General features: G+C 43.5%; 22 protein-coding genes. 10 read left to right on the forward strand and 12 right to left on the reverse strand.

The window, feature by feature from the left end:
- Positions 1-210 precede the first annotated feature (210 nt).
- The 4 genes from hpaR to DFP80_RS14630 all read right to left on the reverse strand — a co-directional run bounded on the left by hpaR (position 211) and on the right by DFP80_RS14630 (position 4,172).
- The gene (gene hpaR, locus DFP80_RS14615; RefSeq protein ID WP_113917554.1) at positions 211-633 is read right to left on the reverse strand and encodes a homoprotocatechuate degradation operon regulator HpaR; all 423 of its coding nucleotides are present in this window, start codon (positions 631-633) and stop codon (positions 211-213) included.
- 110 nt (positions 634-743) lie between these two features.
- Positions 744-1,925 carry an MFS transporter gene (locus DFP80_RS14620; RefSeq protein ID WP_113917555.1) on the reverse strand — a complete coding sequence of 394 codons (1,182 nt, stop codon included), beginning with the start codon at positions 1,923-1,925 and terminating at the stop codon, positions 744-746.
- 122 nt (positions 1,926-2,047) lie between these two features.
- Complete coding sequence (locus DFP80_RS14625; protein ID WP_113917556.1) at positions 2,048-2,962, reverse strand: p-hydroxyphenylacetate 3-hydroxylase reductase component; 915 nt, start codon at positions 2,960-2,962, stop codon at positions 2,048-2,050.
- A 40-nt stretch (positions 2,963-3,002) separates the two neighbouring features.
- Positions 3,003-4,172, reverse strand: a complete 1,170-nt coding sequence (locus tag DFP80_RS14630) for a p-hydroxyphenylacetate 3-hydroxylase oxygenase component (RefSeq protein WP_113917557.1) — start codon at positions 4,170-4,172, stop codon at positions 3,003-3,005.
- A gap of 204 nt (positions 4,173-4,376) precedes the next feature.
- Between DFP80_RS14630 and DFP80_RS14635 the strand changes: the two genes are divergently transcribed.
- From DFP80_RS14635 to DFP80_RS14645, 3 genes are all read left to right on the forward strand, one after another.
- Positions 4,377-4,886 carry an MBL fold metallo-hydrolase gene (locus DFP80_RS14635; protein WP_113917558.1) on the forward strand — a complete coding sequence of 170 codons (510 nt, stop codon included), beginning with the start codon at positions 4,377-4,379 and terminating at the stop codon, positions 4,884-4,886.
- Between the two features lie 73 nt (positions 4,887-4,959).
- Positions 4,960-7,485 carry a bifunctional diguanylate cyclase/phosphodiesterase gene (locus DFP80_RS14640; RefSeq protein WP_113917559.1) on the forward strand — a complete coding sequence of 842 codons (2,526 nt, stop codon included), beginning with the start codon at positions 4,960-4,962 and terminating at the stop codon, positions 7,483-7,485.
- A gap of 23 nt (positions 7,486-7,508) precedes the next feature.
- Positions 7,509-8,768 carry an extracellular solute-binding protein gene (locus DFP80_RS14645; protein ID WP_113917560.1) on the forward strand — a complete coding sequence of 420 codons (1,260 nt, stop codon included), beginning with the start codon at positions 7,509-7,511 and terminating at the stop codon, positions 8,766-8,768.
- Between the two features lie 543 nt (positions 8,769-9,311).
- Here DFP80_RS14645 and DFP80_RS14655 read toward each other — a convergent pair.
- The 8 genes from DFP80_RS14655 to DFP80_RS14690 all read right to left on the reverse strand — a co-directional run bounded on the left by DFP80_RS14655 (position 9,312) and on the right by DFP80_RS14690 (position 16,656).
- Positions 9,312-10,502, reverse strand: a complete 1,191-nt coding sequence (locus DFP80_RS14655) for a multidrug effflux MFS transporter (protein ID WP_158601371.1) — start codon at positions 10,500-10,502, stop codon at positions 9,312-9,314.
- 95 nt (positions 10,503-10,597) lie between these two features.
- Positions 10,598-12,028, reverse strand: a complete 1,431-nt coding sequence (locus DFP80_RS14660) for an aldehyde dehydrogenase family protein (protein WP_113917562.1) — start codon at positions 12,026-12,028, stop codon at positions 10,598-10,600.
- Between the two features lie 14 nt (positions 12,029-12,042).
- Positions 12,043-12,522, reverse strand: coding sequence for a GlcG/HbpS family heme-binding protein (locus DFP80_RS14665; protein ID WP_147243853.1), 480 nt, complete (start codon positions 12,520-12,522; stop codon positions 12,043-12,045).
- Positions 12,491-13,390, reverse strand: a complete 900-nt coding sequence (gene hpaA, locus DFP80_RS14670) for a 4-hydroxyphenylacetate catabolism regulatory protein HpaA (RefSeq protein WP_113917564.1) — start codon at positions 13,388-13,390, stop codon at positions 12,491-12,493. Before hpaA ends, DFP80_RS14665 begins: the two co-directional genes overlap by 32 nt.
- Before the next feature lie 63 nt (positions 13,391-13,453).
- A complete protein-coding gene (hpaI, locus tag DFP80_RS14675; RefSeq protein ID WP_113917565.1) occupies positions 13,454-14,260 on the reverse strand; it encodes a 4-hydroxy-2-oxoheptanedioate aldolase in 807 nt (268 codons plus the stop codon).
- Positions 14,261-14,351: 91 nt separating this feature from the next.
- The gene (gene hpaH / locus DFP80_RS14680) at positions 14,352-15,155 is read right to left on the reverse strand and encodes a 2-oxo-hept-4-ene-1,7-dioate hydratase (protein ID WP_113917566.1); all 804 of its coding nucleotides are present in this window, start codon (positions 15,153-15,155) and stop codon (positions 14,352-14,354) included.
- A gap of 22 nt (positions 15,156-15,177) precedes the next feature.
- Positions 15,178-15,939 carry a fumarylacetoacetate hydrolase family protein gene (locus tag DFP80_RS14685; protein ID WP_113917567.1) on the reverse strand — a complete coding sequence of 254 codons (762 nt, stop codon included), beginning with the start codon at positions 15,937-15,939 and terminating at the stop codon, positions 15,178-15,180.
- Positions 15,940-15,951: 12 nt separating this feature from the next.
- Positions 15,952-16,656: a fumarylacetoacetate hydrolase family protein gene (locus DFP80_RS14690; RefSeq protein ID WP_258546988.1), complete on the reverse strand. Its 705-nt coding sequence runs from the start codon at positions 16,654-16,656 to the stop codon at positions 15,952-15,954.
- A 326-nt stretch (positions 16,657-16,982) separates the two neighbouring features.
- On the opposite strand from DFP80_RS14690, the gene hpaE reads away from it, so the two are divergent.
- The 7 genes from hpaE to DFP80_RS14725 all read left to right on the forward strand — a co-directional run bounded on the left by hpaE (position 16,983) and on the right by DFP80_RS14725 (position 23,438).
- Positions 16,983-18,446, forward strand: a complete 1,464-nt coding sequence (gene hpaE, locus DFP80_RS14695; protein ID WP_113917569.1) for a 5-carboxymethyl-2-hydroxymuconate semialdehyde dehydrogenase — start codon at positions 16,983-16,985, stop codon at positions 18,444-18,446.
- Between the two features lie 77 nt (positions 18,447-18,523).
- The gene (locus tag DFP80_RS14700; protein WP_113917570.1) at positions 18,524-18,904 is read left to right on the forward strand and encodes a 5-carboxymethyl-2-hydroxymuconate Delta-isomerase; all 381 of its coding nucleotides are present in this window, start codon (positions 18,524-18,526) and stop codon (positions 18,902-18,904) included.
- A 27-nt stretch (positions 18,905-18,931) separates the two neighbouring features.
- Positions 18,932-19,861 carry a 3,4-dihydroxyphenylacetate 2,3-dioxygenase gene (gene hpaD / locus DFP80_RS14705; RefSeq protein WP_113917571.1) on the forward strand — a complete coding sequence of 310 codons (930 nt, stop codon included), beginning with the start codon at positions 18,932-18,934 and terminating at the stop codon, positions 19,859-19,861.
- A 27-nt stretch (positions 19,862-19,888) separates the two neighbouring features.
- Positions 19,889-20,350, forward strand: coding sequence for a DUF3237 domain-containing protein (locus tag DFP80_RS14710; protein ID WP_113917572.1), 462 nt, complete (start codon positions 19,889-19,891; stop codon positions 20,348-20,350).
- A 110-nt stretch (positions 20,351-20,460) separates the two neighbouring features.
- Positions 20,461-20,994, forward strand: coding sequence for a TRAP transporter small permease (locus DFP80_RS14715; protein WP_113917573.1), 534 nt, complete (start codon positions 20,461-20,463; stop codon positions 20,992-20,994).
- A 1-nt stretch (position 20,995) separates the two neighbouring features.
- Positions 20,996-22,324 (forward strand): TRAP transporter large permease, encoded by a 1,329-nt coding sequence (locus DFP80_RS14720; RefSeq protein ID WP_113917574.1) that lies wholly within the window; start codon positions 20,996-20,998, stop codon positions 22,322-22,324.
- Positions 22,325-22,409: 85 nt separating this feature from the next.
- Entirely contained in the window at positions 22,410-23,438 is a 1,029-nt protein-coding gene (locus DFP80_RS14725) for a TRAP transporter substrate-binding protein (protein ID WP_113917575.1), read from the forward strand.
- The last annotated feature ends 62 nt before the right edge of the window (positions 23,439-23,500 follow it).

A 23,500-nucleotide genomic window follows, 5' to 3' on the forward strand; every position in this document is an offset into this window, starting at 1 on the left:
AGATAGTTTAACTTGTCGCGGGATGGAGCAGTCTGGTAGCTCGTCGGGCTCAACTTTCTATTGCTTAGGTACATACAGTCGAAGGTCGTTGGTTCACTTTTTAATTAAGAAAAGGGCTCTAAAACCACTTTCAAGTAAATTATTTTCCATTTTATATTCGAGCAATAATAAAGCTTTCTTGTTGGTAGTATTTGATGTTTTCTAATTTATCTAAGGAGTCAGTTTTGTGACTTCAGTCAGCAACCGGCTTAACTGCTGCATTTTTTCTTCGCCTAATTTGCCAATCAAGGTGGCATAAGCTTGATCTATTTTAGGACTAACTTCCTTAAAAATTTCGCTAGCTTTATCGCTCAGTGACAGCAAGGTAATACGCTGATCATGTTCGGAACGATTACGAATAATCAATCCTTCAGATTCAAAACGGCTGATGATCCGAGTTAGGCTCGGACTAAGGATGCAGCAGCGTTCAGCGAGCTGTTTTGCGTCCATCTGCTTATTGTCATTTAAGACTCGAATCACTCGCCACTGTTGCTCGGTGAAACCTGTTTCTTGAAGGATTGGGCGAAAGAACTGCATCGCCGATTCGCGAGATCTTAATAGTTGTAGCGTTAAAGAGTCTTCTAATTTTTTCATATATTTTCGATAGCAACGTAGTGTCGGATGTATGTGTAAAAGCAAAGTACTTAATTTGTTAACTAATTAATATAGCAAAATGCTTGCCAGTTTGCATAGTAATGATAGCTTTATGTGTTTTTACTTTGCTTCGAGTTCTGTGACCAGTGCCTTAAATGTAGCCATATGGCAAAGCTCATACAGGTAAAGATGAGCCAAAACACCAATGTTGGCAGGCTGGTGACGATTAGCGGAATAAACTGAGCAAATAAAGCGCCAGATAAGAGTTGTAAAAACCCCATTAAGCCTGCAGCCATACTAGATTGTTTATTAATACTGCTAATAGCGGCAGTTTGGTTAGTTGGTTGACTGATGCCGCGACCAAAAGTCACCAAACACATAGGTAGGAAAAGCCCAGCGTAATCGGTGTCTAAAAAAAGTTGAGTCAATAATAATAGGAATGCGCCAAGTAAACTGATGCTGTTACCGATGGCGATGGTCTTATCGAGCGTTAAATGTTGATTGATTAACGTACTCAGGTAGCCTCCAGCCATGAAAGAAATAGAAATGGAAATAAACCAATATCCGTAAGCGTGAATGCCACCTTTAAAAGTATTAGTAATATAGGGGGATGAGCTGACAAAGACATAAAAGCAGATGGCGACAAGCGTATTAGCGACGGCGTACGTTCTAAAGTCACGGTCTTGCAGTAGTGTTTTGTACTGAGTGATATTTTCTCTAAAAGATGGGCGTTGTGTTTGTTGAGAGTGGTGTGGGATAAGCTTTAAGGTCAACATCAGTAATAGGCTGCCTTGCAGGACAGAGATGGAAAAGATGAGTTGCCAACCCAGCAGTGAGTTAATCAGCCCCCCCATCAACGGAGCGATGCTCTGAGAGATCGCAATTGCCATGATAATGTAGCCCATTTTTTGCGATGCTTTTGTCTTTCCTGAGCCGTCAACCAAGAGTGCGCGCGCCAGTGACATGGCGATGGCTCCCCCCAACCCTTGCAAAACTCGGCCGATAAGTAACCCCTCGATATTGCCGAAGCCGCCGCTGATGGCGCTACCTAAAGTAAAACTTGCAAGACCAAGTAGCATGGTCTTTCGATAACCAAAATGGTTAACAATGCCACCTACTAATAATTGACCAAAAGCGAGGGCACACAAGTAAAGGGAATAACTCAGTTGCACCAAGCTAATATCGACATTGAGCTGTTTGGCGATATTTGGCAACGCTGGCAGCAGAATGTTGATGGCAATCGGGCTGCTCATCGCGATAAAGATCAAATAGCTAAGGGGAAAACTGGGCATATTTAACTCATAGGTTAATGGTTTTATTTGTCATTCTTAAAGCACGAAAAGCAAAAACCTCGACCATGAGGTTTTTGCTTTTTAACGTCAGTTTAACGATTTTCGACTACGCCAACCGGTGGCTAATTTAACTGCTTTAATACACTTTGCATTAGTTGTTTAAAGTTATCGTATTCTTTTTCGCTGAAATCACCAAAAATATCGTCTTGCTGTTGGTTTGCTATATCCCACAGACGAGCCGCCATATCTTGGCCTTTTGCTGTCAGCGTCAAAGCGTCGGTAATCAGTCCGGTTTGAGTGAGACGTTCCACTCCGGACTCGACATCTGTTTCAGGAATGGTAACTAAGTCTTTTAGTGTGTTTATATTTATGTCTTGCGTATCACTTAATACCAAAAGTAGACGAGCTTCGCTGGTATTTAAACCAATCGACGCTTGTTTTGGTAGGTAGTTTTCTTGAATTTTCTGCAAAACTTTATTCATTAAATAGAAGGCGTTGTTGTTCAACCTTTGGAGGGTGTCGGTTGGCGTGGTGTTTTGGCTCGTTGCGGTTAAGCCTGTAAAAGGAATGGCACCAGCATAACTGCCTTGTACGTAGAGTAGTGGGTTGCTTCCTAAATGTTCAAATGCCAGCACCTTACCAATCATGATCCAGTGATCGCCACCATCTATTACCTGATGCGTCTCACATTGAAAATTGGCGGTGGTGTCTTTCAAAATCGGACTATTGCCGACGCCAAGGGTGTATTCAATGCCTGCAAATTTATCATCGCTTGGCTTGGCAAAGTTATTTGACAAATCGATCTGATCGGCGGCTAAAATATTTACTGCAAAATGGGCTGATTTTTCAAAGGTTTCATAACTACTGGAACTTTTTACCAGACTCCACAAAACTAATGGTGGATCGAGTGAGACAGAGTTAAAGCTGTTTGCTGTCACGCCAACTTTGTTGCCTTCGGGGTCTTGAGCGGTAACCACAGTCACGCCAGTGGCGAAATTGCCCAGCGCTCTTCTAAATTCTTTTGGGTCGAAGTTCATACGTTTCTCTCTTATTTTTGTTCTAGATTAAAAAGGAAAATTACAGTAAAGAGGGATCAGGCTCTAAGCCCATTATTTCTCGTCCAAAGATTTGTGCACACACATCGTAATCTGTGTAGGCATGAGCACCGGTAACATGGCTATCACGAAACAAGCGTTGCGCTTCTTTATCCAGATACCAATGACTCGCGCCCATGCTGCTAAACAAACGATCTACGGCTTCAATACACATTTTCACTACATAGGCTTGGTTAGTACGCCACTCGGCTAAGGTTGCTCGGTCAGGGTAACGATGCGCTTCTGCGTATTCGGCGTGCTCTTCCCACGTTTTTTCTAAAAAAGCACGCGCCGCCATGACTTGATGAGAGGCTTCGGCAATGCGTAACAAGGCTGGTGTTGCTGTCCCAACTTTGGCACCAGTATAGGCACGAATTCGACCTTGAGTGGCTTCTTTAAAGACCGTCAACATACGCTCGGCAATGCCTAAACTAATGGCAGAAAACCCGGAAGCGAAGTAAGGACGATAGGGCGCATAAAAGATTTTACTGTCAGGGTATAAATCAAAACCGCCGGATTTTCCTTCCATCATATCTTTGGCTTTTTGTATTCTGTGTTCTGGTACAAATTTCTCACGTACAACCAGCGTTTTTGTGCCACTGCCTTTCATCGCCGCCGCTTGCCAGTCGTCGTCTATGGTGTAATCTGTCGCTGGAATTAACGCAAAACAATGGTCTTTACCACCTTCAGCATTTTCTCTCAGGAAACCACAAAGCGCCCATTGAGCATGGTCGCAACCACTGCTCCAGCGCATGTCGCCGGTGAACATCACGCCACCATCGGTTTCTTGGTATTTACCAAAAGGCGCAATACTACTGCTGGCTAAGGCATCTGGGTTTTCTTTCCAAATATCGTCTTGAGCTTGTTTTGGGAACAATGCGATTTGATGATTGTGAGTACACAGCAAACTGAATGCCCAAGCCGTACTGGCGCAGGCTCCTGCTAGCGCCGCAATGCAATCACCAAATTCAGGTAAGGATATTTCGTAGCCACCGTAGGCTTTTGGTAAGAATGCTTTATGAAGCCCGATCTGCTTCAGTAGATCGATGTTCTCTTTCGGGGCTTGGCGAAGCTCTTCGGCTTGAGAGGCATTTTCTGCAATTTTTGGCAGTACAGTTTGTAGTTCGATAAGTAATGGATTGGCTCTTTGCATAATAGATACCTTAATTATTTTTGTTTGGTGTTGTGTCGTGAAACGGTATGTTGAGAGTATTCGTGTTATGGCAACAGAAGAGAATGCAGATTTAGGATAATTGCTGGTACTTTTCTAGAATTTGGCCTATTGGTTTGAAAAGTAAGAAGGAAATAAGAGATCTAGAATTTCTGGATTATCAAAAGGTCTGTAGGTGCTGTATTAATGAATACTCTTTATGGACGAATTGCGGCTCAATTGATTGATGGATTAGAAGTCGTCGGTGTTAAACCGGAAGAAGTGAAGTATGTCTTGATCACTCTTGGCGATAATGTTCTTACCGCCAACCCGACACCGGGTCACACACCAGGGACTGTCTCTTATGAATACACTGTAAAAGACGGAGGCAAGTCTTATCAAGCTTTCACCGTTGGCGGCTTAGGTATGAATGCGATTAAGCGTCAAGAACAAGGCGAAGATTACATTGGCAGTGTCGATGCCATATTAGCGATGGTCAAATGGGATGAAAATCCATCACACGTGCATTTATCTGCCCATGGTCTTTCGAATAATCTTCTGGAAAATGCCGCTACGCTAAAAACACGACAAGCTGACGAACTTCATCCTATGGTTGATAAAGAAGGCTTTCAAGCGCAGCTATTACGTTTACGTGGGATAGCTGAAGGCCGAGTAGAAGTAGAAGAAGGTAAGAATTTTTTTCTAAAAATATCGTAACTCTCTGACTATACTAAACTTATATTCAAATATCCCGTTTGGGTTTTGTGATCGTTATAATAGGCGGGCGGCAATGTCATCACTCGATAATAAGCAATTATTAAACCTAATTCGCTATGCTCCAGTAGTAGTTGTGTTTGTATTTGCGTTGGCTGTAAACCTGATTGCGATTAAGGATAATCGCAATCAGGCCGAGTTAAGCATTAAAAATTTAAGAGAAGAACTGATTTTTCAACGTAAAGATTCTATTCGATCTCAGGTTCATCAAGTTTATAAGCAAGTTCTGCTAGAGCAGTCTCAGTCAGAAAATGAGTTAAAAAATCTTTCAAAACAACGTGTTTATGAAGCATTCGGAATCGCTAATCATATTTATGCTACAAATATGGGAAAGTCGAAAGCTGAGGTTAGTAAACTTATTATTGAAGCTCTTAGGTCTATTCGCTTTTTTGATGGGCGAGGCTATTTTTTTATTATTGCGAATGATGGCACCAGTATTATGAACAGTGCCTATCCCAGTTTAGAAGGAACGAGTACTTGGAATTTACAGAGTAGTAAAGGCCACTTTATGACGCGTGAAATGCTTAAGCTGACTGAAAGTAAAGGTGAGGGGGCGCTGAAATGGCTTTATAAAAAGCCGGGCTCTGTCAATGAGCAAGAGGCTGAAAAGATTGGCTACATTAAAAAATTTGAACCTTATGACTGGTCTATTGGTACTGGTGAGTACCTGACCGATTTTGAAGAAGATGTGAAAACATCACTCTTAACATGGTTTTCAGGATATGAGTATGGTGAAGATGGTTATTTTTTTGTTATCGATCGAAATGGCACACTATTAGCGCATCATCGCAATGACTTCTTAGGTTTAAATGTATCTGTTGGGAGTAAGCTTGATCACCAATTGGTGGACGATATCTCCGCTCAAGTTGAAAACGGTGGTGGATATGTTCGCTTTTTGAAGCCACTTACCTTGAGTGGTGATGTGACGTTAGAGCAAGTGAGTTATGTTAAGGAAATCAAGGAATGGGATTGGATCATTGGCACCGGCTTCAGTGCTCAAACGTTTGAGAAGCACATACGAGTAAAAGAAGAGCAACTGACTGAATTAAACAATCAAAGCCTAATGCGGTTGGTCTATCTGACGATTATTTCAATGTTTTTTCTGACATTGTCTTCCTTATATGTAGGTAACTTGATTGCAAGGCGTTTTGGGGCCTTTCAAAATCAAATAAAGGCTGACTTCAAGGAGCTCAATAATACCAAAAATGAAATGGAATATATGGCGTTACATGATTCGTTAACAGGCCTCCCTAACCGTCTCCTTTTGCAGCAAGACATTGCAGAAAGAATCCAGTTAGCAAAGTTGAATGGTGGGAAAATAGCCATAATGTTTGTTGATCTGGATAATTTTAAAAATGTTAATGACTTACATGGACATCATGCGGGAGATTTATTGCTTGATGCTGTGGCCGAAAGGTTCAAGGGGATTATGGATGTTCACAGTAGCGTTTCGAGGTTTGGAGGTGATGAGTTCGTTTTTTGTTTTTCGAATTTGACGAGCAAAGCGGAGGCAGAAGACAAAGCCAAATTGATCAGGGGGGCTTTGCTGGCACCTGTGGTTATAGAGGGAAGATCTCTCAATGTGAGTTGTTCTATTGGTGTGTCTATGTACCCGGAGGACAGCACAAATTTAGAAACGTTAATTAGTCAGGCTGATACCGTACTTTATAAGTCTAAAGCGGATAAAAAAGGACAATTTCTTTTTTATAACAACAGTATTAGTGAGCAAGTTAAGCGGAAAATGAATATTGAGAGTGAACTGATTTGTGCGATTGAGAAACATCAATTGTCGGTAAATTATCAACCACAAATTAGAGTCAGTGATGAAAAATTGGTTAGTGTCGAAGCTTTAATACGTTGGCAGCATCCTCAGTTAGGCTGCATTTATCCTGATGAGTTTATTTCTATTGCGGAAGAAACCGGAATCATTAATGAATTAGGTTTATTTGTATTTAAAAAAGCATGTGAAGATATTTATGCTCTTTCCCCAAATGGTAAAGAGGCACTTAAATTATCTGTAAACATTTCCCCTGTGCAACTTCTTGAACCGGACTTCGGTCCTCTCTTATTGGATATTTGTCATGAGGTTGGCATTGATCCGGAACGTATTACCTTAGAGTTGACCGAAAATATTTTCATTCATCGATTAGATATCGTGCAGCCTTTGTTGAGTAAGTTAAGGCAATTGGGTTTTGCATTATCGTTAGACGACTTTGGTACAGGCTATTCTTCTCTCAGTTACATCAATAGCTTGCCGCTAACCGAAATTAAAATAGACCGCTCGTTTATCAATAAATTTTTAGAGTTTTACCAGAGTGATATGTTGGTTCGTATGATTATTGAGATTGGGCGTTTATGTGGCTTATTGGTTGTCGCGGAGGGGGTTGAAACCAAGGAGCAGTTTAAGAAGTTACTGAGTTATGGTTGTCATCGCGTACAGGGTTACTATTTTGATCGTCCTTTAACCATAGAAAAGCTATCTGAAAAAATAATATTGTCTCAGCCTGAGACTGGTTCAAGCACCTATTTGAGGGAAGAATAAGAATCATGTTAAAAGAGACAAGAATGAAGTTGTCAGTATTGGGGGTGGTTGGCTTAAGTCTTTGCTCCAATATATTGTTGGCCGCACCACAGGAAATAGTGCTTTGGCGCCACATGGCAAGTGATGTTGAAATAAGTCGGTCATTGGCGGCAATCCAGCGGTTTAATGACAGTCAAAATAAATGGAATGTGGTGGCCGATCTCATCCCTGAAGCCTCCTATACGTTGTCTATAAGAGCCGCCGCCCAAGCAGAATTATTACCTTGTATTATAGAGATAGATCAGCCACTCGTTCCAAATTTTGCTTGGAGTGGTTATCTTCATCCGTTAGATGGTTTGTTGAGCGATGATGTATTGGCGTCGCTTAATGCGACAGGGAAAGGAAGTTATGATGGTCTAGTTTACTCTGTTGGAGGGTTGGAAGTTGCTTTGGCTCTTTTTACCACGAAATCTCTTCTTGAAAAGATCGGTGTTCGCTACCCAACCCTAGATAAACCTTGGGATAAAGCAGAATTCATGGCGGTGTTGGATGCCGTTAAGGCAACTGGAGAATATCAATACCCATTGGATATGAGAGCTCAAGATGTAACAGAATGGATTCCTTATGCTTGGGCGCCTTGGATGATGTCGTGGGGAGCTGATCTTATTGATCGCAGTGATTATATTACGGTTGAAGGCGTTCTAAATTCTCCAGCAGCCATAGACTTTGGCTTATGGATACAAGACTTAGTGAAAGATAAGTATATGGGGATCAACCCTCAAAGTAAAAATGGTTTTATTGATGGTGACATTGCTATTCAGTATGGTGGATCGTGGGCTCTAAGTGCTTACTATGAAAGGTTCCAAGAAGATTTGGCGGTATTGCCCGTTCCTGATTTTGGTCATGGCGCTACGATCGGGGGTGGATCATGGCATTGGGCTATGACTGAATCATGTCGTCACCCAGAGGCGGCCAAAGACCTGATTACGTTTCTAATGACAGCAGAAGAGCAGGCCGCGATGTCTAGGGTCATCGGTATTTTTCCGACCAACATTAATGCATTGGAACTAACAGCGAATTACTCAGAGCAAGGTAAGTGGCGAATGTTATTTGATTTCTCCAAACAGTTTTCAGTATTGAGACCAGAAACCCCCGCTTATGCAGAAATTTCGTCTAGTTACAAAAATGCCATGAGTAGTATTTTAAATGGTATGCCACCGGATCTTGCGTTGGATATCGCCGTGGAAAATATTCAAGCTGCGTTTGAACGGCATAACAACTATGGTGCTCGATTAAATGAATGAGACATACTAGGTAGGCAGAAAGAGTTAAATGATCTGGATTCTATTCTGACTGAGGCAAAGATAGAAATAGCCCTCGTCACTTTACAGCTTGATGATGTTGCCATTTTATCGGATCTTGTCTATCGACCTTGGTCTTTAGAAGGAAAGCGAATTGATACCCGTGCTTTAGACGATGCGGTTTTGCCTATGAGTGTGGGCTTAGCTTGGCGTCGTGGTAAACACTTTACGCCAGCCATGAATGCGATCCGAGAGTATTTCAAACAAGTGTTTTTAACGCCACAGCAAAATGTTCTCAAGCGAAGTTAGTGAAATCGCCAAGATTTTCCAAAACGAGTTGACGGCATTGTGGTGATTGGCGCCGCAGTTGGAAACGCTGTTATTTTGATCATTCGGGCTATGCTTATCCGCTTAAATCCTATTGTCCAATGCGTATTTTGTGATGACAGTAGAAGGTTTTGCTGAAGCGAAACTGAGCGCTAATAAATCGTAGTTTTGCTTGGGTTAGTGTTGTGACTAAGCGACTCAATGTGAGCCGCAATTCGTTTAATAAGACGATCCTTTTTGTGATAAACGATGAAAACCGTAGCTGATGATGCCGCATATTCCCATCATCACGAGCAATGAGCTGGCGGTGCCATCAAACACCATATTGGTCACCGAGCTTGAAAAGCCACCAACAATAAATTGGGTGGCGATGAGCAGGCCTGCCATGGTGCCTGCTCTTGTTGGCGCAATGTCGAACAAACAGGCTAAGCTGTTCGCACCAATCGCACCGGTTACACTAATGTAAAGCATGGTGACGGCAATAAAGAGTAAGGCGGTGCTTGGAAAGAAAAGCGCCACGATAAAGATCAGTAAGGTCGCGCTTAATGATGTAGTGGAGGTCACTCGTAACGCCTTATACACGGTAAATTGACTGACCAATTTCTTGTTGATGAAGGTGGCTGCAATGATCATTGCAACATTGGAGGAAAATACCATGGCGTAGGTGGTTTCAGAGAAGCCAAAGAAGTCGATGTAAACAAAGGCCGATGCAGCAATAAAGGCAAACATACCGCCAAAGGAAAACCCGTTAGCCAATAGGTAAAATGTCACCTTTTTATTAGACAGGCATTCCGCGTACATCTTCAAATAGCCTTTAAAATTGGTCTTATTGCTCGTGTCGCGTGGGGGCTCTTGTAGGATGCAGAAAATGCCAATAAGCGATAAAAAAGACAGTGCAGATAAAACGTAAAAAATCCATCGCCAGTTTAACCATGTGACGATATACGCGCCTAAAACAGGTGACATTAACATGACACTCATGGAAATGATGTGCATGTTGGATAAGATGCCAGCCGCTTTATCGAGCGGAAATAAATCTTTTACTAAGGCTCGTCCGAGTACGCCCGCGGAGGCCGCGCCAAGGGATTGTAAAAAACGCAACAACACCAATGATTCACCATCGTTTACGAGGGCGCAACCAATGCTACTAATCACGTAAGAGCTGGTACCAATTAAGAGCAGCTTTTTACGCCCGATTAAGTCTGACATAGGGCCAAAAAACAACATACCAATGGCCATGCCGAACAAGAAAGAAGTAATGGTGTACTGAATGGTTGATTGTGAACTGCCTAGATCGTTGGCAATAGTAGGTAAGCTGGGCAAATACATATCAACCGATAAGGGCCCAAAAGCAACTAAATAGCCGAGTAAAGGCACCAAGAGTTTTGAATGTGTTTGTGTTTTCGTCATAACGTAACCTTGAGCAAACTGGTAGCAGATAAAAGGCTGAGCAGTCAAACTGGTCAGCCTTTTCATGTGACTTAACTCGTTCTAAGTTTGTGCTCTTATTTTGGTGTTCTGAGTACGAGCAATTTCAGTTCTGTCATGTCTTCTATTGCAAAACGCACGCCTTCACGGCCTAATCCACTGTCTTTAACGCCGCCGTAGGGCATATGATCGACTCGCCAAGACGGCACATCGCCAATGACGACTCCACCAACTTCCAAGACATCCCATGCTTTGTAAGCCTTGTAAATGTCTTTAGTAAAGATGCCAGCTTGCAAACCAAAGTCCGAATTGTTCACTTCATCCAGAGCTGCATCAAAATCTGAAAATTTAGATAAGATGGCCACTGGCCCAAAGGCTTCCTGAGAAGAAATAGACATATCTGGCTTCACGTTTTCAAGCAGTGTTGCTTCTAGCATGGCCCCTTCGCGCTGGCCTCCGGCAAGCACATTTGCACCGCCAGCACGGGCTTCTTCTATCCAGCCGTGTAAGCGAGAAGCTTCTTTTTCAGAAATCATTGGACCAATAAACGTTGACTCATCTAACGGATCGCCCATGACAAGGTTGTTGACTGCCGCCGTTAGACGCGCTTTGGCTTCGTCGTAAAGGGACTCGTGAACGATAATACGCTGCACGCTGATGCAGCTTTGTCCCGATTGATAATAAGCACCGAAAATAATGCGTTGGACGGCATCCTCAAGGTCGGTGTCATGATCGACAATACACGCTGCATTCCCGCCAAGCTCCAGCACTACTGGTTTTTTGCCCGCTTTGGCTTTTAACGCCCAGCCTACATCAGGAGAGCCCGTGAAACTCAAGAGTTTTAGGCGCTCGTCGGTGGTGAATAAATCGGCACCATCACGGTGGCAAGGCAAAATTGAAAAGGCACCTTCCGGCAGGTCGGTTTCTGCGAGGATTTCAGCGACGATCAAGGCGCTGACGGGCGTTAAGCTGGCCGGTTTTAGAATAAAAGGGCAGCCAGCTGCAATGGCTGGGGCGATTTTATGGGCCGCCAAGTTAAGAGGGAAGTTAAATGGTGAGATGAAAGAACAGGGTCCGATCGGCACACGTTTCCACATGCCTTGGTAGTCTTCAGCGCGAGGAGAAATATCCATTGGCATGACTTCGCCATAGATTCGCGTGGCTTCTTCTGCGGCAATTTGAAAAGTATCGATTAAGCGAGTGACTTCACCGCGTGCGTCTTTAATGGGTTTTCCAGCTTCGATACACAACGCGTAAGCGAGCTCTTCATAACGCGCTTTAAAGCGTTCAATGCAATGTTGCAAGATGGCCTGACGTTTGTAAGCGGGCATGGCTTGCATCGCATGTTTGGCTTTATCCGCCGCTGTAATGGCGTTGTCGATATCGGTTACGCTTGCCATTGCCACATGGGTGGCGACTTGGTTGCTGTATTTATTGGTGACGGCCAAATCTTGATTCGCAAAAACCGCTTTGTTGGCGAGGTAAAAAGGGTAGCTTGATTGCAACATGTTTAATTCTCTTGTTATTTTGATAGGAATAATGAATTTAGCAACGTAGTGATGGCCATTTCGGCGCATTCAATATCTTGTGCTTCTGTGGCGCCGGATACGCCGATGGCAGCCACAATCTCGTTTTCGATAACCACCGGAATGCCGCCACCTAAATAGGTAAAATTGTCTTCTCTCAATAGGGCACTCATGGTGTCTGGCTTGTGTTTGAGCTTGTCTTGCCATGATTGGCTCGGGACGTGAAAACTGGCCGCGGTGTAGGCTTTTTTGCGAGCAATGTTTACGGCGTGCAATGGCGCTTGATTCATCCGCACCGCGGACAGCTCTATCCCAGCTGGGGTTAATACCACGACAGCAATGTTGGCAGGGAAGGTGTTGGCGTGGTTGATGGCGGCGAGACACAATTGAACGGCAAATTCATGATTGAGCTCTTTAGTTGACCGAATGATATCTTGCATCGTATTACCCTTGGCTATGTCGTTTTTTATATTCACTGGGTGTCAGGCCTGTTTTGATTTGGAAGAAACGCGAAAAATAAGATGGGTCCAGATAGCCAAGGTTGTATGACAATTCGTTCAAACTTTGATTGGCGTGTAGGATGTGACGTTTCGCTTCCAGAATGACACGACTGTTAATGATGGCTTTAGGGGGAGAGCCAGAGATTTTTTTACAGACGTAATTTAGTCGGCTTTCATTGATATCTAACCGCTGGCAATAGAAGGAAATGGTTTTTTCGGTTTTATAGTGATTTTCTACTAACTGATTAAAGTGCTTATAAATTTCGACTTCATGACGGCTGCTGCTATTGGTTTTTTCATCAGATTCAGACAGGCGAAAAATATTGAGCAGCAACAATTTGATGAGCCCTAAAATGGCCTCATTTTTATAAGATAATTCGCTGCTCCACTCAGATTTTATCATCTCGATCAGTTCTAATGTTGTCCTGAATAGCTTTTCTTTCTCTAGTCTAGTGTTTTCAGAAGTGAGGCAAATGGGCAGAATTAAGAAACGATTTTGTGCGTTAGCACCTAACTCGTCGGCAATTGTGCTGGTAATAGAATGATGTAGCGTTAGGACATAACCTGGCGCGTTTGCTTCCGTAAGAAAAGCATGAGGTGTCGCTGGTGGCGTATAAAAAATAGCGGCACCAGAGGTTTTATAAATATTTTGGTCAATGTTAAATTGCGTATCGCCAGTTAGGACAAAATGAATTTGGCAAAAATCGGCGTGCATGTGCACAGGCATATCACGGCCAAAAAAGTCGGCCATGGCACCAAGTTGGTCAAAGTGAATGTCTGCATCACGGTACTTACTGTCATAGTCTTGACCGATTTGTAGGTTGGGGATCCATTCTTTTGTCATGGTTCTTTACCTGTTTGGTAGGCTATCTTTATAGACAAGAAGGGTCTAATTGACCGACTCAGCTTAATAAACTGAGTCACCACCTTTATCAGTATTGGTTGTGTTGTTGGAAAATGAATCAACAAGGTTTTTTGTGCTGTTCATCAGTAAGCCGGTGTCACTGCCGACGGCCACAAACAAGGCGCCTTGGGCAATATAACGTTTCGCTTGCTCTTGTGCTGCCATTAGAATGCCTGGTGCTTTATTTTTTGCGACAATTTTGGCTATGCAGGCTTCGATAACGGCGACCACCTCAGGATGATTCGGTTGACCAATAAAGCCCATGGAAGCACTTAAATCTGCAGGGCCAATGAACACACCATCAACGCCTTCCACATCCAGAATGGCGTCCAATGCATTCACGCCTGCAAGGGTTTCTATTTGCACTAAAACACAAATTTCGTCATTGGCGGTGGTCAAATAATTGGGCGTGCGGTTGAACTGGGAAGCGCGAGCTAGGGCGCTTCCAACACCTCGAATACCTTGGGGAGGGTAGCGTGTTGCTTTGACCACTTGCTCTGCTTGCTCTGCGCTGTCAATCATGGGGGCCAAAATCGTTTGGACACCAAGATCGAGTATTTGCTTTAGGCTGACATGATCTGCCCACGCAGGGCGCACAATAGGGTGACTCGGATAAGGCGCGATGGCTTGCAGTTGGCTTACCATGGTTTGCAAGGTGTTTGGCGCATGCTCTCCATCGATTAATAGCCAATCAAACCCAGCGGAGGCAATCAGTTCCGCCGTGTAAGAATTGGCAAGACCCAGCCATAAGCCAATCTGTGTGTCACGGTTTTTAAGAGCCATCTTAAATTCGTTTTTTGGCGCGCTCATCCGGTTATCCTCATATTTTTTGTTATTATCGTTCTTTCTATTTCAGTCGGTAAAATGATTGACTAGGTTTTTTATTTTAAATGGCAAGACACTATTTAAAGTGACAAGAGACCGTCCCAAGTGGGCCATAATCCACCGTGAATGTATCCCCTTTTCGAGCGGCCGTTGGTCGAGTGAACGACCCACCTAAGATGATTTGCCCCGCTTCCAGCTCGACATCAAACGGCGCCAGTTTATTGGCTAACCATGACACACCATTGGCTGGGTGATTCAATACACCGGCGGCGACGCCGGTTTCTTCTACTATGCCGTTACGCATCATGATAGCCGATACCCAGCGAAGATCCATTTCGTCGATTTTGATTGGTCGACCGCCCAGGATAATAGCGGCGTTAGCGGCATTATCCGAAATGGTGTCATAGACCAAGCGAGGTCGTTTAGTCACAGGGTCGATTGACTGACTTCTTGCATCAATCAATTCAAGTGCTGGCACCACGTAATCGGTTGCGTTGTATACATCAAACATGGTGCAGTTTGGGCCTTTGAGTGGTTTTTTCAGAATAAAGGCCAGTTCCACTTCAATGCGCGGTACGATAAATTTGCTGGTGTCGATTTCACAGCCGTCGTGATAGAGCATGTCGTCTAACAATGTGCCGTAATCGGGCTCGTCAATTTGCGAACTTAATTGCATGGCACGAGAGGTCAAACCAATTTTATGACCAATAATCTGACGACCTTCTGCCAATTTGATCTTGAGCCATTCGCGCTGAATCGCGTACGCACCGTCGATGTCAATATTAGGGTATTCCAGCGATATTTGACGAATCTGAACGCAGTCCTTTTCGGCCTGATGCAAGTTCTGAGCACACTGTTTGATGATGTCGGCTGATAACATGGTGAGTTCCTTGTTGTTTTTGTTAGAGGCTACTTAGATAGTCAGTTTCTGAAATAATGGTATTTTTCAATATGCCAACGCCTTCCACTTCGGTAATGACTTCATCACCTGGATACACATGGGCAAGTCCTTCTGGGGTGCCAGTGAAAATCATATCGCCCGGTGTAAGCGTCATAATGCTGCTTAAGTAAGACACCAAGTAAGGCACATTGAAGATCAAGTCTTTGGTGGAACCTTGTTGTTTCAGTTCACCATTAATGTAGGTACGGATTGTCAAATTATGAGGATCTGGTACTTCGTTAGCATCGATAATGTAGGGGCCGATTGGCGTGCAAGTATCGCGGCTTTTTACACGTAGATTAGGGCGGTAGTAGTTTTCTAGATAGTCACGAATGGCGTAATCATTACCGACTGTGTAGCCACCAACGTATTCCATGGCATTTTCTAGAGAAATGTTTTTTGCTTCTTTACCAATCACCACCACCAATTCGCACTCGTAGTGCATATAGTCGATGTTGTCTGGCTGATAGGTTTTTTGATCGTGACCGATTAGGGTGTTGCTGGATTTGAGAAACACTAACGGTTCATCTGGCGCTTTAAAAGACAATTCTGCTGCGTGATCGGCATAGTTGATTGCCAACACAAAGGCTTTGCCTTCACAAGGTGGTAACCAAGTAAATGTCCCTTCTTCTATAATAGTGCCTTGCTCGGTAACGACTTGGTTCGCCGCATTAATGGTGACGTTTACAGCTTCTTCATTTAATAAAATCTTTGCGCGTTTCATGGTAATCACTCCTTATTCTGCGGCAACTGGGTTAACGAGACGGCCAATCTTTTCGATCTCAACCATGACTACATCATTAGCCTTAATCTCAAGGCTTTCAGTGCGAAGTGGTGTGCCTGCGATAATCATGTCGCCAACGTCTAGAGTGATAAAACTGCTGATATACGCGATGACTTGTTCAATGCTATGAATCATTTGGTTGGTGCTGGTTTCATGGCAGAGCGTATCGTTTATATAGGTTTTGATGGTCAAGTTTTGGGGCGTCTCCACGTCAGTGGCATCAACCACCCAAGGCCCGATAGGGCAAAACGTGTCGCGACATTTGGCTTTGACGGCTGGGCGGTAGAAAGACGTTTCAGCTAGGCTAACCTCATTCACTATGGTGTAGCCTTGAACGTAATCAAGCGCACTTTCTTCGGTGACGCGACAGGCTTTTTTGCCGATAACAATGCCTAATGATGGCCCAGCAAAAACCGATCCTAGGTTGCTTGGGATTTGAATAGTATCGCCATAGCCAATGTGAGTGTTGTCGGTTTTAATGTGCAGAACCGGTGTCTTAGGTGGGCTGACATGAGGCTTTTCGTTAAATTGTTTTTCTAACGACTGATAAAGAGTCTTGTCGTTTAGAGCCACACCAATCACGGCGCCGTTAACAGCAGGTAAAAGGTTGTTTTCTAACGGTACTTCAAAGGCGGCTTGCGCTTGTAAATTGATCACCTGATCATTCTTTCTTGTTTTGTAATAGAGCATGGGATGTTTGTCCTAATGTGCTTAACATGTTAACTATATTTGCTTAATCCTTTTCTTCTGTCAACTCAAAAAAATCAGATTGGGTGAAAACTAAACATAGATAAGGGCGATCAAGTTGAGCAGAAGAAAATTCGCTCTGTTCTATTCTTGTCTCTTGACAATTTCCTTTATGAGGAATAATTTACTTAACATGTTAATGAGTTTTGCTCTGCTTGATGTTATTTAGAGCTCTTTTTTGAGTTCTAATAACGGGCAGGGAAGAAAAAATAATCTGCTTTGAAGAGGCTATAAAAATGATAAAAAACTTAATCAATGGCAAATGGGTAGAAAGCAAAGAAACTTTCCAAACCTTTAATCCTGCAACGGGTGAAATGCTGGCTGAAGTCGCACATGCATCGGATGCGCAAGTCGCAGAAGCCGTGGCCGCAGCGAAAGCGGCATTCCCTGCTTGGGCGAATATGCCTGTAGCAAAACGTTCTAAAATCATCACCAAATTAGGCGATTTGATTGCAGACAACGTGGAAGAATTGGCGCAAATGGAAACGGCCGATACGGGGTTGCCTCTGTATCAAACACAAAATGCATTGGTACCGCGCGCTTCCAATAATTTCTATTTTTTTGCCGAAATGGCAAAACAAATGAACGGCCATACTTATCCTATGGACGATCAAATGTTGAATTATTCTCTGTATCAACCGACGGGCGTTTGTGCACTTATTTCCCCATGGAATGTGCCTTTTATGACGGGGACTTGGAAAACAGCGCCTTGCTTAGCATTGGGTAATACAGCGGTAATGAAACAATCAGAGTTGTCTCCTTTGACCACAGATTTTCTAGGTAAGCTGGCCATGGAAGCCGGTATTCCGGCGGGTGTATTTAACGTGGTTCATGGTTTTGGTGCAACCACGGGTAATGCTTTAATTACCAATCCAGATGTCGCCGCGATTTCTTTTACTGGTGGTACCGCCACTGGTGAACATATTATTTCAACAGCGGGTCTAAAGAAATTCTCCATGGAATTAGGTGGAAAATCTCCGGTGATGATTTTTGATGACTGTGACTATGATCGTGCCCTTGATGCGGCTGTATTTGGGATCTTTTCGATCAACGGCGAACGTTGTACAGCGGGTTCTCGAATTTTCGTACAAGAAAGCATTTACGATAAATTCTGTGCGGACTTTGCGGCTCGCGCGGAGAAAATCGAAGTAGGTGATCCGACGGATATGAATACCAAAGTAGGTTCATTGATCAGTCAACAGCATTGGGAAAAAGTAACAGGCTACATTAAAACAGGCATCGAAGAAGGCGCAACCTTGATCGCTGGTGGTCCTGAAAAGCCCACTGCGGAATTGCCAGATCATCTTAAAGGCGGTCATTTTGTTCGTCCAACGGCGTTTCGCGATGTGACCAATGAGATGCGAATTGCTCGTGAAGAAATTTTTGGCCCTGTTGCTGTTTTGATTCCATTCAAAGATGAAGAAGATGTCATTCGTATGGCTAATGACAACGACTATGGCTTGGCCTCTTATTTATGGACACAAGACAATGGCAAGGTGCATCGTATTGCACGTCGTATTGAAGCAGGAATGCTGTTTGTTAATAGCCAAAACGTACGAGATTTACGTACACCATTTGGGGGAATGAAAGCCTCTGGTACTGGCCGCGAAGGTGGTACATATAGTTACGAAATTTTCTGTGAACCAAAGAATGTGTGCATTAGTATGGGAAGTCATCATATTCCTAAATGGGGCATTTAGTCGTTATTCTGGTGATGTTCTGATAAAACGTCGATTGAGGAACTCTCTCTTTATGAGGGTTCCGTTGAGGAGCGAAAATGCCACATTTTATTATTGAGTATTCAGCAAATTTGGAAGAGCAGTTGGATTTTCAGCCGCTTTTTAAAGCGTTTCACGAGTATGTGGTTTCGACGGGGGCATTTCCATTGGGTGGTGTCCGAAGTCGCGCCATTCGGTGTGATGATTATCGTGTTGCGGATGGGCGCGAAGACTTTGCTCTGCTGAATCTGACTCTCAAAATTGGTCACGGCCGCAGTATGGAATTACGCCAAGAAGTGGCAGAGAGGGTATTTGAAATACTCTGTGATTGGATGAAACCCATTACGGATACGAGTTACTGCCAAATATCATTTGAATTAACGGAATTACACCCCGTTCTTAAATTTAATAAAAATAATATTCACGCTCTCTTTAAGTAGAACGTGACACGTTAAGAGGTTTTACTTATGGGTAAGTTAGCACTCGCCGCCAAAATTACGCATGTGCCTTCTATGTATCTTTCGGAATTAGATGGCCCCAGAAAAGGTACTCGTCAAGCCGCCATTGATGGGCATTATGAAATCGCACGTCGTTGTAAAGAGCTCAACGTCGATACCATTATTGTCTTTGATACGCATTGGTTGGTGAACGCTAATTATCACATCAATTGCGCGCCGCATTTCAAGGGGACTTACACCAGTAATGAGTTGCCACACTTTATTAAGAATATGGATTATGAGGTGTACGGTAATCCTGAGTTAGGCAAAATCATTGCTCAAGTGTGTAATGAGCAGGGGGTTGAAACCCTTGCCCATGATGAAACAACACTTGCACCAGAATACGGCACACTGGTTCCTATGCGTTATATGAACCAAGACCTGCATTTCAAAGTTATTTCTGTTTCGGCATTATTAACGGTTCATTATCTTAATGATTCTGCTCGTTTTGGTTGGGCGCTGCGCGAAGCCATTGAGAAACACTACGACGGTAATGTGGCGATTTTAGCCAGTGGTTCTTTGTCCCATCGATTTGCTCAAAATGGCAGTGCGCCGGATTTCGCTCATAAAATTTGGAGCCCTTTCTTAGAATCTCTTGATGAATCCGTAGTGAAAATGTGGGAAAACGCTGAATGGGATACTTTCTGCGAAATGTTGCCTGAATACGCCGCCAAAGGCCATGGCGAAGGCTTCATGCATGATACTGCAATGTTGCTTGGGGCGCTTGGTTGGTCGGATTACGATCAAAAAGTAGAAGTATTAACACCGTATTTTGGTGCGTCTGGAACGGGGCAAATCAATGCCATTTTTCCTGTCTCCCCTCAAACGGGGACCGCTGTTCCTAAGCCTCAAGCTTCTGAAGAAAATGGTACTTTTACTTACGGTAAAAGCCGTCTGTAATGGATTTAATTCTGATAGGAGTAGATTATGATCCAAGTCCCTGAGTTGAAACACTTTGCGACGTTAAAAGTGGAAATTGATGTGCCCCAGGAAGTGGGCGTGTCAGTGCATGGCGAGCGTCGAGTTATTCCGATTACAGGTGGGTCAGTTGAAGGGCATGGTTGGCAGGGGAAAGTGCTACAAGGTGGCGCTGACTTCCAATTAATCCTAACCCCCAGAATGACGCATCTCGATGCTCAATACGTCATTGAGTTAGAGAATGGTGAGTTAATCTTTATCCAGAACAAAGCGATTCGTGTGGCGTCAGCAGACGTGACGCAAAAGATAAAAGCAGGCATAGCGGTTGCGCCTGAACATATCTATTTTCGCTGCGTACCATCATTTGAAACAAGCTCGCCGTCTATGCAATGGATAACCGAACGTGTTTTTGTTGGAACTGGTATACGTCGCCCTGATTTAGTTGAACTGCAAATATTTGAAGTTATGTAGACCATATATTTTGCAAGGTTTTTTATCAAAAGCGGTTTTATTTTAATGAGCATTTAGTTAACATGATAACTAAATAAAAATAATAACTAGAGTATGAACTAGGAGTTGTCATGCAACTAAGTAGATGGATAGAAAAGCAATATCCGGAACCTAATATCTACCGATGGATTGGTTTGATACTTGAAGGGATCGCTGCGACGGTATTGCTGTTGATCGTATTATTGACTTGTTTTGATGTAGCAGGTCGATACCTTTTTAATAATTCTATTAATGGCGCTGTTGAGCTGACTCAAATCGGTTTAGCAATTATGGTGTTTGCTCAAATGCCTATTATTACTTGGCGCGGTAGTCATGTTGTTGTTGATCTATTGGATCAAATCTTAGGCTATCGTATTGTCAAAATTCTCGCTATCTTTTCTGTATTTATCATTTCGACGTCTTTTTATTTTCTAGCCGTTCGTATTTATCAGTTGGCAGAACGCTCACTTCGTCGTGGAGAACTCACTGAATATCTTGGTCTGCCTGCTGGTCATATTGCACAATATATTGCATTAATGAGTTGGGTCACAGCAGCATGCATGCTGACCTACGGTGCTTATTGCGTATTAAAAAATAAAAATATTTCTCAGTCGGTTGGAGAATAACGTGTCAGTTGTATTTATTGGTTTTGCCGTACTGTTACTTTTAATACTCGTGTTTCGTATGCCGATTGCATTTGCGATGGGCATTGTTGGCTTTTTTGGCTTTGCAATTTTGCAGGGGCTTGGCTTTGACAACCTCTTTTCGTTTCGATGGACCGCACCATTGACACTGGCTTCTAATCGGGTAGTTGAAACCGTTCAGGAATACAGCTTATCGGTTATTCCACTGTTCATTCTGATGGGGAACATTGTCACTCGATCCGGCCTTTCTCAAGAGTTGTATAACGCATCGTATGCTTTTTTGGGACACCGAAAAGGTGGTCTTGCTATGTCGACCGTATTGGCTTGCGGTGGTTTTTCAGCTATTTGTGGTTCAAGTCTGGCCACTTCGGCGACCATGGCGAAAGTGGCCATGCCACCCATGCGTAAATTTGGTTACTCCGATAGCTTGGCTACGGCCTCTATTGCAGCGGGCGGAACCTTGGGGATATTGATTCCACCAAGCGTCATTTTAGTAATCTACGGTTTGCTAACCGAATCCAGTATTCGCGAGCTGTTTGCTGCTGGTTTTATTCCTGGAATGTTGGGTATCGTACTGTATATGGCTGCTGTACGTTATGTGGTTTGGCGTAACCCAGCAGCAGGTCCGGCTGGGGAACGTATGACGTTCAAAGAACGCATGATTGCCTTAAGGGGAATTTGGGGTGTACTCATGCTGTTTACCATCGTTATGGGTGGTATTTATTTGGGTGTTTTTACGCCAACGGAAGCCGCTGGTATTGGTGCTGGTGGTGCCTTGGTTATTGGTTTTGCGCGCCGCAGTTTGAGCCTTCCGGGTTTGTACGAAACACTAATCGATACGGCCAGAACGTCCGCGATGCTATTTAGCGTGGTTATTGGGGCTCTTATTTTCTCCGATTTTATTAACCGAGCAGGGCTGCCGGATGCGCTGTTAAACTTTGTTACAGCCTTGGATGTTGCGCCCATTGTGGTGATCTTGGTTATCTTATGTATTTACGTTGTATTAGGTATGGTGTTTGAAAGCCTTTCTATGCTGTTGCTGACGGTGCCTGTGTTCTTTCCTTTGGTGGCTAGTTTAGGTTTTGATCTTGTTTGGTTTGGTATTGTTGTTGTAGTGGTGACTGAGATCAGTTTGATTACCCCACCTGTTGGGATGAATGTCTTTGTGCTGAGCGCAGTGCTAAAAGATGTGAGAGCAGGCACCATTTTTAAAGGTGTTACTCCTTTTTGGTGTGTCGATATTCTTCGGCTTTTGATCATTGTATTTGTGTTTCAAGTGTCGATGTTCTTACCTGAGCTTCTTTATCGATAACGAGTGTTTTAGTAAAGGATGTCACTGACTTTGCTTTTGAAGTTGGTGGCCTCGAATATAATTCATAAATAATAGGAATAATAAAATGATGAATTTTAAAAAAAATCTACTTTGTGTGACTGCTGGTGCGGTACTTTCTCTTTCCGCAGCGGCTGCAGAAACTACTCTACGTGTCGCCACTTGGTTACCGCCTACCAACCCTCAGAATGCAACGGTTTGGCCAACGTGGAAAAAATGGGTTGAAGAGGCGACTGAAGGTCGTGTCGAAGTGGTTATTGAAAACTACACCGGTCACCCAAAAACCATTTATGATGCGGTTGAAGACGGTATTTATGATGTCGGATTTAGCGTTGAAGCGTATTTACCTGGGCGTTTTAAATTGTCTGGTGTGGCGGAAATCCCGGGTGAAATTACGGATGCAGAAACGGGGTCTGTGGCCTTGTGGAGAACCTATAAAGATTACTTTGAACCAGCAGACGAATACGAAGGTTTTCAGCTATTAGGCTTATTCGTACATGGTCCAGGACAACTTCATACCAAGTTTCCAGTGAATTCTTTGGACGATTTAAAAGACAAAAAAATGCGTGTTGGTGGTGGTTTGGTTAACGATCTTGCTGAACGCCTTGAAGTCACTCCAGTGTCAGCCCCATCACCTAAGTCTTATGAAATGATGCAGCAAGGTGTTGTCGATGGCACGTTCTTACCAGCTCAAGAGCAGAAGTTTTTCCGCTTAAGTGAAATAAGTACCGACCTTACTTTGTTCCCTAAAGGTTTGTACACCACTGCGTTCAGCATAGTAATGAACCAAGACGTATTTGAAGGGCTTAGCACAAAAGATCAGCAGGCCATTATGAGCGTTTCTGGTGAAAGGCTGTCGCAACTTGCTGGCGCAGCTTGGGGTAAAGCGGATGATAACGGGATTTTGGAAGCGAAAGAAAAAGGTGTAAACGTGGTGTTCCTTGCTGAAAATGACCAACGCGTGAAAGACCTAAATAAATTGGCTGAAGGTATTGATCAGATCTGGGTCGACTCTGTTACTGATCGTGATGTTGATGCAAAGGCCGCCTTGGCAGATTTTAGAAAATATGTGGATGATATCAACAGCAAGAAATAGCAGTAGCAAAAATAGCAACATGGGTAGCTATTAAATAACTCTATACTAGTGCTGATGATTTT

Source organism: Marinomonas rhizomae, assembly GCF_003315485.1.
Lineage (GTDB): Bacteria > Pseudomonadota > Gammaproteobacteria > Pseudomonadales > Marinomonadaceae > Marinomonas > Marinomonas rhizomae.

Excerpts from the sequence above, each read along its gene's own strand:
- hpaR (WP_113917554.1), bottom strand. The coding sequence starts at position 633 with ATGAAAAAATTAGAAGACTCTTTAACGCTACAACTATTAAGATCTCGC.
- DFP80_RS14620 (WP_113917555.1), bottom strand. The coding sequence starts at position 1,925 with ATGCCCAGTTTTCCCCTTAGCTATTTGATCTTTATCGCGATGAGCAGC.
- DFP80_RS14625 (WP_113917556.1), bottom strand. The coding sequence starts at position 2,962 with ATGAACTTCGACCCAAAAGAATTTAGAAGAGCGCTGGGCAATTTCGCC.
- DFP80_RS14630 (WP_113917557.1), bottom strand. The coding sequence starts at position 4,172 with ATGCAAAGAGCCAATCCATTACTTATCGAACTACAAACTGTACTGCCA.
- DFP80_RS14635 (WP_113917558.1), top strand. The coding sequence starts at position 4,377 with ATGAATACTCTTTATGGACGAATTGCGGCTCAATTGATTGATGGATTA.
- DFP80_RS14640 (WP_113917559.1), top strand. The coding sequence starts at position 4,960 with ATGTCATCACTCGATAATAAGCAATTATTAAACCTAATTCGCTATGCT.
- DFP80_RS14645 (WP_113917560.1), top strand. The coding sequence starts at position 7,509 with ATGAAGTTGTCAGTATTGGGGGTGGTTGGCTTAAGTCTTTGCTCCAAT.
- DFP80_RS14655 (WP_158601371.1), bottom strand. The coding sequence starts at position 10,502 with ATGACGAAAACACAAACACATTCAAAACTCTTGGTGCCTTTACTCGGC.
- DFP80_RS14660 (WP_113917562.1), bottom strand. The coding sequence starts at position 12,028 with ATGTTGCAATCAAGCTACCCTTTTTACCTCGCCAACAAAGCGGTTTTT.
- hpaA (WP_113917564.1), bottom strand. The coding sequence starts at position 13,390 with ATGACAAAAGAATGGATCCCCAACCTACAAATCGGTCAAGACTATGAC.
- hpaI (WP_113917565.1), bottom strand. The coding sequence starts at position 14,260 with ATGAGCGCGCCAAAAAACGAATTTAAGATGGCTCTTAAAAACCGTGAC.
- hpaH (WP_113917566.1), bottom strand. The coding sequence starts at position 15,155 with ATGTTATCAGCCGACATCATCAAACAGTGTGCTCAGAACTTGCATCAG.
- DFP80_RS14685 (WP_113917567.1), bottom strand. The coding sequence starts at position 15,939 with ATGAAACGCGCAAAGATTTTATTAAATGAAGAAGCTGTAAACGTCACC.
- hpaE (WP_113917569.1), top strand. The coding sequence starts at position 16,983 with ATGATAAAAAACTTAATCAATGGCAAATGGGTAGAAAGCAAAGAAACT.
- DFP80_RS14700 (WP_113917570.1), top strand. The coding sequence starts at position 18,524 with ATGCCACATTTTATTATTGAGTATTCAGCAAATTTGGAAGAGCAGTTG.
- hpaD (WP_113917571.1), top strand. The coding sequence starts at position 18,932 with ATGGGTAAGTTAGCACTCGCCGCCAAAATTACGCATGTGCCTTCTATG.
- DFP80_RS14710 (WP_113917572.1), top strand. The coding sequence starts at position 19,889 with ATGATCCAAGTCCCTGAGTTGAAACACTTTGCGACGTTAAAAGTGGAA.
- DFP80_RS14715 (WP_113917573.1), top strand. The coding sequence starts at position 20,461 with ATGCAACTAAGTAGATGGATAGAAAAGCAATATCCGGAACCTAATATC.
- DFP80_RS14725 (WP_113917575.1), top strand. The coding sequence starts at position 22,410 with ATGATGAATTTTAAAAAAAATCTACTTTGTGTGACTGCTGGTGCGGTA.